This window comes from Rhizorhabdus sp. (assembly GCF_018006725.1).
In the GTDB taxonomy this organism is placed as follows: Bacteria; Pseudomonadota; Alphaproteobacteria; order Sphingomonadales; family Sphingomonadaceae; genus Rhizorhabdus.
Map to the genome: position 1 here is coordinate 1 of NZ_JAGMXV010000170.1, position 10,346 is coordinate 10,346.

Consider the following 10,346-nt stretch of genomic DNA (forward strand, 5'->3'; position numbering starts at 1 on the left):
CCGCTGATCAAGCACTGCATGAACCAGGGGTATGACGTCGTCGAGTTCATCAACGGCAACACGTCGCTGAAGCCGGCCGACGAGCCGATCCTGGAGGGCAAGTTCGTCAATCTGCCGGTCCGCAAGTCGGTCGACGAGTGGCTGGAGTTCATCCGCACCCAGGTGCAGATCCTCAACGATCTGTCGCCGCTGCAGATGCGCGAGTTCATGCTCGACTCGGACGTGCGCTTCTACGGCAAGAACGAGATCATCTTCGAGAAGAACGCGCCGGGATCGTCGCTCTTCTGTATCGCCCAAGGCTCGGTGGACATTCCGCTGCCTGATGGCCGCTCGACCGGCATCGTCATTCCAGAAGGCTCGATCTTCGGTGAAGTCGGCCTGGTGTCCGGACGTCGCCGTGGTTCGACCATCCGTTCAATCGCGGAGACCATCGTGGTCGAAATTCCGCGCAACGCGATCCTCAAGCTCATGGCCTCGGTGCCCGGCGTTAAGCGCGCGGTCACCCGCATTTCGACCGAGCGCCAGCTGCTGCAGATGTGGCAGTCGGGCCTGCAGTCGGCCGATCTGGCCGAATTGCTGGAGACCGCCGAGATCAAGGGCGTGCGCGCCGGCGAGACCATCTTCCGCGAGGGCGAGGAGGGGACCGACGTCTACGTCATCCGCTCCGGCTCGGTCGTGGTGGAGAAGTCGATCGGCGGCAAACCGGTGTTCCTGTCCTATGTTCCTGCCGGCAATTATGTCGGCGAGCTTGAACTCTTCGACAACGGCATCCGCAAGCAGACGGTCCGCGCGGCTGTCAAATCCGAGGTCATCAAGCTCAACGGCCCAGCCTTCCATCGTCTGCTCGAAGCCAAGCCTCAATTCTTCGCGCGCGCCAAGACAGCGATCGGGGAGCGCGAGGACCTCGCCTCCTTTATCGAGGCGAAGAAGGACAGCTTCGCGACCGTCGTCGACATGTACAGTTCGATCGCCAATTTCCTCGTCGACAATGGCGTGGGCGAGGCGACGGACGTGCTGTTGATCGACGAGAATCTCTGCGTCGGCTGCGACAATTGCGAGAAGGCCTGCGCCGACAGCCATGAAGGCATTTCGCGGCTCGACCGCGAGGCCGGGCGCACCTTCGCCCATCTCCATGTGCCGACCAGCTGCCGTCACCGCGAGCATCCGCATTGCATGGCCGACTGCCCGCCGACCGCGATCCATCGCGGCCAGGACGGCGAAGTCTATATCGACGATACCTGCATCGGCTGCGGCAATTGTCAGCGCAACTGCCCCTATGGCGTGATCCGGATGGAGAAGGAGCCGCCGAAGAAACCCAGCCTGTGGAAATGGTTCCTGTTCGGGCAGGGGCCGGGGCCCGGCGAGCCGAGCCACGAATGGGCCTATGCCAATGCGACGCCGGGCGTCGAGAAGGCGAAGCGGGCCGTCAAGTGCGACATGTGTTCGGGAATCGAGGGCGGGCCGAGTTGCGTGCGCGCCTGTCCGACCGGCGCCGCGATCCGCGTCGCGCCGGAGGAGTTCCTGACGGTTGCCCGTTTGCAAAGGGATGACGCCTGATGGCGAGCAAGCCTCTTCGTCAGGCCACCTCGGGTCGCGAGCGCGCATCGGATCATGAGGGCTTCCTGCGGTTTCAGCGCTATAAATGGCTGAAAATTGCGGTGGTCGTCAGCCTGCTGTGTCTGTTCGTCTATGCGATCAACGATGTTCAGCCGAAGCCTAATGGCGGCAGCATCTATGGCTATATTACCGGCACGGCCGGCGTCGCCCTAATCCTGTGGCTGTCGATGCTGGGCGTCCGCAAGCGGGCGATCACCCCGGGTCGCTGGTCGCTCAAGTCGTGGACTTCCGCGCATGTCTATCTCGGGCTGGCGCTGATCGTGATCGGCACGCTCCACACCGGCTTCGATTTCGGGTGGAACGTCCATACACTCGCTTATGTCCTGATGCTGCTGGTGATCGCTTCGGGTGTGTTCGGAATCGCAGCCTATGCGATGCTGCCGCAGGCGCTCTCCGCCAATCGCGGCGAGACGACCCAGATCCAGATGCTCGACAATCTGCGGATGATCGACCGCCAGCTGAACGAAGCGGCCCAGCCGCTCGATGCCGAGGGGGCAGCGATCGTGCGCATGGCGCTGGAGGACGACCCCTTTGGCGGCGGACTGATCTCCCGCCTGACCGGGCGCTATAACCGTTGCGGCACCCGCGCGGCCCTTGCTGCGGTGCGTGAGCATAAGAGCCGGCAGGAGGCGGGCGCCGATCCGCTTGATCATGTCGAGGTCCTGCTGGAACGCAAGAAGTCGTCGCTGTCGCGCATCCGCAAGCATCTTCGCTACAAGGCGCTGCTCGAGATCTGGCTCTACGTCCATGTGCCGGTGACCTTCGCCCTGATCGCGGCGTTGCTCGTCCACATCGTTTCCGTCTTCTATTACTGGTGAGATCGCGCAGATGAGCTTCATCGTTCGCACGGTAGCGCGCACCGCCGATGGGCGGGACATCGTCCGCCCCAAGAGATTCGACCAGGCCGAGCTGAGCATCGGCCGCAGCCCGTCAAGCGACATCCATCTGCCCGATCTTGCCGTGGTGCTGAACCACGCGGTCATCCGTGCCGTCCCCGGCGGCATGGTCGAAGTCGCGGCGACGGCCGGGATGCCCTTCGTCGTCGACGGCAAGTCGACCGAACATCAGCGCTTTTCGGTGTCGCCCGGCGCCAATGTCCGCATCGGCAGCCATTCGCTGACGATCGAGCCGGGTGAGGGCGACGAACAGGGCCTGGTCATCGTCACGGTGGAGCGCGTCGGCGCGATCTCCAATGCCTCGGAAGACAAGGAGGAGGCGCGCGTCTTCTCGCTGGCCGCCGTGTTGCCGGGCAAGCGCGCAATGGCCTGGGCTGGCGCGTTGCTCGTTCTCGCCATCTTCCTGATCTGGCCGCTGACGTCGATCAACACCCAGCCGACCGATGCGACCCGCAAGGTCGCCTTCCACGCCGACGAATTCTGGACGTCGGGTAAATTGTCGCGCGCGCACAAGCCGCTCGAGAACAATTGCCAGGCCTGCCACGTCAAGCCCGGCGAGTCTGTCAAGGACAGCGCCTGCATCGCTTGTCACACCAAGGTGCATGATCATGGCGACCCGGCAAAGCTGAACGCGGCGAAGGGCGCCCCCGGTATCGTGACCGGCACCAAGCAGTTCGTCGGGGGATTCTTCGGGATCAAGCCCGGTCGCTGCGTCGAATGCCATACCGAGCATCAGGGCGAGACCGCGATGCCGGTGACCGACGAGCGTTTCTGCACGACCTGCCATGACGGCATGAGCAGCCGGATCAAGACCGCGCTCAAGGATGCGGCCGTTTTCGACGAGCATCATCCGCAATTCGCGCCGACCATCCGGTCGGTGGGACTCAACGGCGTGCCGATGTTCAGCCGGGTGTCGCTGGATCAGAATCCCAAGGAATATAACGGGCTGAAATTCCCGCACGACATCCACCTGTCGAAGACCAACGGCGTTGCCCAGATGGCCAAGACGCTCGGCAAGGGCGAAGGCTATGGAGCGCCGCTCGACTGCGCCAGCTGCCACGTCCGCGACGCGACGGGGGCGAGCTTCGCTACGGTGAAGATGGAGCCGGCGTGCGGCGCCTGCCACTCACTGGCGTTCGACAAGGTCGGCGACACGGTCCGCACATTGCGCCACGGCGATCCCGCGCAGGTCATCGCCGACATCCGAGCTTTCTACCGGGCGGGTGCGCCACGCGCGCCGATGCTCGGTGGCATGGAACGCCGCCGGCCCGGCGATATCATGGCGGCCACACAGCGTGCCACTGTGGCGCCGACCAGCGCCCTGCACGTGGGAAATGCCGATCAGGCGATCCGGTCGGTCTTCTCGAAGGGCGGAGCCTGTTTCGATTGCCACGTCATCCGCGAGACGGGCAATCGAACCACGCCCTTTGCCGTTGCACCGGTGCAACTGGCGAGCCGTTATCTGAAAAAGGGCTGGTTCGATCACTCGGCGCACGAAACCGAAAGCTGCACGAGTTGCCACGCCGTCAATCTGTCGCGGTCGGCGAACGACGTGAACCTGCCCAAGCTGGCGACCTGCCAAGAATGCCACGGCAGTCAGGACGCTCACAAGGAAGTGCCGTCCTCCTGCGCGCTCTGCCATGATTATCATCGAACCGAGTTTGCGCCTTCGGCGGTACGCAAGAGCCGCGAGCGCGGCAAAGCGGCCGATCATATCGAGGAAAAGGCGCTCAAGCGGGCGGGAACGGGAGTCTGAATCGAGCTTTACCCTCTTTTATCTGCCGCTGTGTAGGAGATCACAGCGGTCGGCTGCTGGTCGTGGTGACCTTGAGCGGCGTTGGAGTTGGGCCGAGCGTTTTTCGGCGGAGTAGAGGGTGATCGCATGCTGTTCGCGCAATTGACCGACCTGCATATCGGTTTTGAGAAGAACAACCCTGACGAGCTCAATTTCCGGCGGGTCGCGGCGGCAATCGACTATGTGAAGGGGCTTGCGCTGCCGCCCGATCGCCTGTTTCTGACCGGCGACCTGACCGACAATGGTGACCGGGAAAGCTATGAGCGACTGCGCGACCTGATCTCGGGCTGCGCCTTTCCGGTTCATCTGTGCACCGGCAATCATGACGATCGCGCGGCGATGCGCGAGGTCTTTCCCGACCTGCCGATGCAGGATGGCTTCGTTCAATATGTGATCGACGAACCCGGCGTTCGCATCATCGTTCTCGACACGCTCGACCCCGGCCATCATGGCGGTGCCTTCTGCCACCGCCGCGCGGCCTGGCTGAAGGCGCGGCTCGCCGAAGTTCCCGGCCTGCCCGTTCTGATCGTCCTCCACCACCCGCCGATCGAGACGGGCATCCCCTGGATGACGGCGCACCCGACCGAGCCTTGGGTGGTGATGCTCGACAAGGCGATCGGCGACCGCCCGAACGTCACGATGATCACGGGGCATATCCATCGTTCGATCACGACGCAGTGGCACGGGCGCATGCTTGCGGTCGCGCCGTCGACGGCACCGCAGGTCGCGCTGGAAATGGCCCCGATCGATCCTGCCTGTCCGGACGAGCGCCCGATGATCGTGGCCGAGCATCCCGGTGTCGCGCTGCATCTGTGGAGCGGCGAGGGGTTCGTCACCCACCACGCGCAGGTCGGGGCCCCCGACGTGCTCGCGCGGTTCGATCGCCGCCTGCAGCCGCTCGTGCAGGCGCTTGCCGAAGAACATGAAGTGACCGAGCCAGGCGCCGCTGCCGCCTGACCCGGCAAACGGTCATTCTGCCGGCGCGGTACGGGAGAGGATTCCGCCGCGCTGCGCATGCCCCCAGGTCGAACTGCGCCCTAAGAAGGCGAGCCAGCCCCAGGCCGCGCCCAGATGGCGGAGCAGCTGAAAGCTGAACGGTTCGACGAAGGATGCGAGCAGCACCCGGCCCCAGCCTTCGGGAAGCATGCCTCCGGACCAGCGCCGATAGAGCATGATCGACCAGAGGTGGAATCCAAGGTCGATCGCGATCTTCGCGAGCATCGCGATGAGGATCGGCCCGACCACGGGGAGTTGGCCCGCTGCGACGAATTTGACCAGTAGAGCGAAGGCGACGAGCCCGTAGAGCGGCTGCACCGTATCCAGCGCTTTGACCGGCAGCATCATCGTCCCAAGCCGCCCGAAGCGGGCGTTGCCGACCATGTCGCGGTTCCAATATTGCGTCTGAAGGAAGCCGCCGAACCAGCGCCGTCGCTGGCGGAGGAAGGCCCCGACGGTGCCCGGCGCGTCGGTGCTGGCGCGGGCTTCGCCGAGCACGCGGATCTTCCAGTCCAGCCGATGGTCGACCGACCAGCGGTGGAGCCGGTGGATCAGTTCATAATCCTCTACCATACAGTCCGGATCGAAACCGCCGACGGCGACGACCGCGTCCCGCCGGAACCCCGCAAAGGCGCCCGAGATCAGGAGAAGCCCGTCGACTCGCATCCAGGCGAAGCGCGATATGAAATTGCGGACATATTCATAGGTCTGGAACCATTCGAACATGCGGCCGGACAGGCTGCGATCGCAGATCGGGCGGAGCAGCCCCGTCGCTGCGACCAGGGCTGGTTCGCGGTGGAAGGCGTTGCGCATCGCCTCGATCGCGTCTCTTGCGAGCAGGGTATCGGCGTCGACGGTTAGTACGATGTCGCAGTCGACCCGCTCGAGCGCGGCGTTGAGGGCGCGAGCCTTGCCGCCATGGGAAAGGCGTATCCAATGGAGTTGTGGCACGAGAGGGGATTGTGCGTCCTCGCCAATGGCGACATTGGCGTAGCCGAAGCTTTTTCGCATCTGGTCGACGGTGGCGTCGGTCGAGCCGTCGTCCACGATCCAGATCTGGTCGGGAGGGGACGACTGTGCCAGCAGAGCCTGGACGGTCGTCTCGATCACGGCGGCCTCGTTGTGCGCGGCCACGAGCACGGCGAGGGAAGGGGCTGCCCCGTCTGGCTTCTTCGCCCGGCCGATATGGCGCAGCGGCGCGATGCGCGAGCTGACGAAGATCAGCAGGAGCGTGTCATAGCCGAGATAGGCAAGCCCGACCGACCAGGCCAGCACGCCCGACTGATGCCACGCCTGGCTCGTCAGAAGGGCCAGCAGCAACAGGGCCCCGCCGTGCAGCGCAATAGTCATCGGCGTGATCGGGCGACGATTCAGCCGCGGCGAGAAAGCGGCAAAGCGGCGGCTGAGCGTGTCGGCGGTTTTCATGCGCTGGCTTGTTTCCGAAACGACATTGGGTCGATATGCACCGACAGACAGGTTGCGAGCGCTATGGGCGTCGCCTTTCTGCGGTGCAATACGAACTTGGGAGCATGATCGATGGCGGATGAACCGGGGCTTGCGGGCCGCTACACGACGCCCGCGATCGTCGCCCACTGGCTCGTCGCCGTGCTGATGATCGGCAATCTTGTGCTTGGCCTGCTTGCTGAGAAGCTGCCCGAGGAGAATATCCGCTTCGCCATCGACACGCACAAGTCGATCGGTATCACCGTTCTCGGGCTCGTTCTGCTCCGGATCCTGTGGCGCTTGGGGCACAAGCCGCCGCCCTTTTCCGCCGGTATGGCTGCCTGGGAGCGGGGACTGGCCCATGTCGCCCATTTCGGTCTCTACGCATTGATGCTGTTCATGCCGCTCACGGGATGGATGCACGACAGCGCGTGGAAGGCCGCCCCCGAAGTCCCGATGAAGTTGTTCGGCCTTTTCGAATGGCCGCGGCTGTCCTTCATCATGTCCATGCCCGACGAGCAGAAGGAGCGCCTGCATGGCCTTTTGGGAGAGATGCACGAAATCGGCGGATATGCGTTGATTATCCTGTTGATCCTGCACATTGCGGGCGCATTGAAGCATCAGTTCGTTGACGGTCATCCCGAATTTCGACGGATGTGGCCCCGCTAATATGCTTACATTCGTACGGACCATGGGGTAATTGGTCCGCAAACGAATAAGATGGGATGAAGGATGTCTATAATTCGTGACCGCGAGCCGGAAGATCGCAACGCATTGCCGCAGAAGCTCGAAGTGCCGCAAGATGTACAGGACGCGATTCGCACGCTGATCCGCTGGGCCGGGGACGATCCCGATCGCGAAGGTCTGCTCGACACCCCGGCGCGCGTCGGACGGGCATGGCGGGAATATTGCAAGGGCTATGAAGAGGATCCCTCGCTGCACCTCAGCCGCACCTTCGAGGAAGTCGGCGGCTATGACGAGATCGTGCTGCTTAAGGACATCCCCTTCCAGTCGCATTGCGAACATCACATGGCGCCGATCATCGGTCACGCGCATATCGCTTATCTACCGCGCAACCGCGTTGTCGGCATTTCCAAGCTGGCGCGCGTACTCCAGGGCTTTGCACGTCGGCTGCAGATCCAGGAGCGGCTGACGGCCGAGGTGGCCGATTGCATCTGGCACCATCTCGAACCGGCCGGGGTCGCAGTGGTCATCCAGGCGAGCCATGCCTGCATGACCGCGCGGGGCGTGCGGACGCCCGGTGTCGGCATGACGACGAGCCGCATGATGGGCGTCTTTCGCGATGACGACCGCAGCCGTAAGGAAGTGCTGAGCCTGATGGGGCTCGGCTGACAGTCTGCATATGAGGTTGTGATGAAGCCTGCCCTGATGCTGCTCACCTTGCTGTCGCCTGCCGTTGCGCAGGCGGCGGTTCCTGCCAAAGCCAAAGCGGTGGAGGCAGCGGGCAAGCCGGCCGCAGCGGCGCCGCTGCCGCTCGTTCCCGGCGCTCGGAAGATCACCCTGTCAGCGGAAGGCCGTACGATCGCCGCGCGCGTCTTCGGTGAAGCCGATCCGCGCACCGGCCAGATTCAGGCAGAACTGGCGCAGCTTAAGCAGCAGAAGCTGGAAGTCGTCGGGGCGGCGTCGATCGATGTCGATAAGCTCGAGGGGGTCGTTCGCAAGGAAGAGGCCCTGCAGAGCGAACTGCGCACCCGCCAGAACGACCGGCTTCTGTCCTTGTTGCGCGCCTTGCCGGAAGGCGATCGTGCGGCGCTCGTCCAGGCGCTCGTCAACCCTGCCAAGCCGCAGAATTCGGCCGCTGCCGTGCCGGCCAAGCCCGCCAATTGAAGGCGCCGTCGCTCGTCTGGTTCCGCCAGGACCTGCGGCTCGCCGACCAGGCAGCCGTGGCCGAGGCGACGCGCGAAGGTCCGTGGCTGGGCGTCTATGTCCTCGATGATGCGGTCGCGGGGCATTGGTGCATGGGCGGTGCGCAACGCTGGTGGCTTCACCATAGCCTTTCCGCGCTTCAGGAGGACATCGCTGCGCGCGGCGGCAAGCTCATCCTGCGATCGGGCGATACGCTTGAGCAACTGCGCGATATCGCCGGGGCTACGGGGGCGCGACGGATCCATGGTCTTCGCCATTACGAGCCTTGGTGGAAGGATCTCGAGTCGCGTGTCGGCGCCGAGTTCGATCTGTCTCTCCACGACGGTACCCGGCTCGCGCCGCCCGAGGGGGTGCTTACGGGAACGCGCGGGCGCTACCGCATATTCACGCCCTTCTGGCGGGCGCTGAAGGAACAGATGCCGCCGTCCAAGCCCCCTGCGGCCCCTGTGTCGCTCGAGGCCCCGTCAGCATCGGTATCGAGCGAGCCACTGCGGCAATGGAAGCTGCTGCCGACCGCCCCCGACTGGGCGGGGGGCTTCTCGGTCTGGACGCCGGGCGAGAAGGGGGCACGCAAGGCGCTCGACCAATTCCTGCCTGCGCTCGACCGCTACGATCATGATCGCGACATGCCATCGGTCGACGGCGTCTCCCGCCTGTCTCCGCACCTGCATTTCGGGGAGATCTCGCCGGCAACCTTGTGGTTCAAGGCGGCAGGCCAGTCGCGCGCTGCGGCCGAACCTTGGCTCAGGCAGATCGCCTGGCGCGATTTCTGCGCGAACATCATCGATATCCAGCCCGATTATGGCGATACCCCGGGGCGGGAGGGATTCGAGAATTTTCCATGGCGGTCCGGCGCTGCCGCCGACAAGGACTTCGCCGCCTGGACCAAGGGAAAGACCGGCTACCCGATCGTCGATGCCGGCATGCGTGAATTGTGGGCGACCGGCTTCATGCATAATCGCGTGCGAATGATCGCGGCGTCCTTCCTGATCAAACATCTGCTGATCGACTGGCGGAGGGGCGAACGCTGGTTCTGGGATACGCTGCTCGATGCCGATTATGGCAGCAACGCAGTCAATTGGCAGTGGGTCGCGGGATCGGGTTTCGACTCCAATCCCTTTGGCCGGATCATGGCGCCGCTCGTCCAGTCGCCCAAATTCGATGCCGGCGCCTATATCAGGCAATGGGTCCCCGAACTGGCGATGATTAAGGGAGATGCAATCCACGATCCGTTCGAGGCGGGGCTGTCGCCGCCCGGCTACCCGCGCCCTATCATCGGGCACAAGGAGGGCAGGGCGCGGGCGCTTGCCGCAGCGGAGATGCGCTGACGATATTTCTTGTTTGCCTGCAACAAAGCCTCTCGCGGGACCGTAAGCCTGCATATAAGCGGAATGGGACCGCGCCGATTTGGGGATAGGACGGACAGTTTCGAATGAATGCCCAACCGCCGCTGCGTGGCCAGCACCTTCTTCTCGCCGACCGCCGTTTCGCTACCGGAGCCAGCTGGATTGCCCGGCTGTTATCGCCCGGTTTTCAGCGGCTGCTCGACACGATCGACATGCTCCTCTTGATGACCAGGCATCAGTTCAACAAGAAGACCACCAGCTGCGTCGCCCTCACCGAGGTCCGCAAGGAGGACCAGGCCGAGCTGGACAAGCTCGCCGAGTTCGCCACCCAGAACTACAACGCCAACAAGGAACTCGCCACCCGCT

The 10,346-nt window shown here is 64.1% G+C and carries 9 protein-coding genes and 1 pseudogene; 9 read left to right on the plus strand and 1 reads right to left on the minus strand.

Translation table 11 applies throughout. The features are described from left to right. The 4 genes from KAY22_RS19445 to KAY22_RS19460 all read left to right on the plus strand — a co-directional run. A partial coding sequence (locus KAY22_RS19445) for a cyclic nucleotide-binding domain-containing protein (protein ID WP_296624930.1) occupies positions 1–1,557 on the plus strand: 1,557 nt, incomplete at its 5' end. Further along, the gene (locus tag KAY22_RS19450) at positions 1,557–2,435 is read left to right on the plus strand and encodes a hypothetical protein (protein ID WP_296624931.1); all 879 of its coding nucleotides are present in this window, start codon (positions 1,557–1,559) and stop codon (positions 2,433–2,435) included. The genes KAY22_RS19445 and KAY22_RS19450, both read left to right, overlap by 1 nt. A 10-nt stretch (positions 2,436–2,445) precedes the next feature. Then, entirely contained in the window at positions 2,446–4,269 is a 1,824-nt protein-coding gene (locus tag KAY22_RS19455) for a cytochrome c3 family protein (protein WP_296624932.1), read from the plus strand. Between the two features lie 126 nt (positions 4,270–4,395). After that, complete coding sequence (locus KAY22_RS19460; RefSeq protein ID WP_296624933.1) at positions 4,396–5,265, plus strand: phosphodiesterase; 870 nt, start codon at positions 4,396–4,398, stop codon at positions 5,263–5,265. A gap of 12 nt (positions 5,266–5,277) precedes the next feature. Here KAY22_RS19460 and KAY22_RS19465 read toward each other — a convergent pair whose 3' ends face one another. Then, positions 5,278–6,729 carry a glycosyltransferase gene (locus tag KAY22_RS19465; RefSeq protein ID WP_296624934.1) on the minus strand — a complete coding sequence of 484 codons (1,452 nt, stop codon included), beginning with the start codon at positions 6,727–6,729 and terminating at the stop codon, positions 5,278–5,280. A gap of 111 nt (positions 6,730–6,840) precedes the next feature. Between KAY22_RS19465 and KAY22_RS19470 the strand changes: the two genes are divergently transcribed. From KAY22_RS19470 to KAY22_RS19490, 5 genes and pseudogenes are all read left to right on the plus strand, one after another. Next, positions 6,841–7,416 (plus strand): cytochrome b, encoded by a 576-nt coding sequence (locus KAY22_RS19470; protein ID WP_296624935.1) that lies wholly within the window; start codon positions 6,841–6,843, stop codon positions 7,414–7,416. A gap of 63 nt (positions 7,417–7,479) precedes the next feature. Then, positions 7,480–8,100 (plus strand): GTP cyclohydrolase I FolE, encoded by a 621-nt coding sequence (folE, locus tag KAY22_RS19475; RefSeq protein ID WP_296624936.1) that lies wholly within the window; start codon positions 7,480–7,482, stop codon positions 8,098–8,100. Between the two features lie 21 nt (positions 8,101–8,121). Further along, positions 8,122–8,595 (plus strand): hypothetical protein, encoded by a 474-nt coding sequence (locus tag KAY22_RS19480; protein WP_296624937.1) that lies wholly within the window; start codon positions 8,122–8,124, stop codon positions 8,593–8,595. Further along, entirely contained in the window at positions 8,592–9,962 is a 1,371-nt protein-coding gene (locus tag KAY22_RS19485) for a deoxyribodipyrimidine photo-lyase (RefSeq protein ID WP_296624938.1), read from the plus strand. Before KAY22_RS19480 ends, KAY22_RS19485 begins: the two co-directional genes overlap by 4 nt. Before the next feature lie 104 nt (positions 9,963–10,066). Next, positions 10,067–10,346, plus strand: a pseudogene (locus tag KAY22_RS19490) (hypothetical protein); the annotation flags it as partial.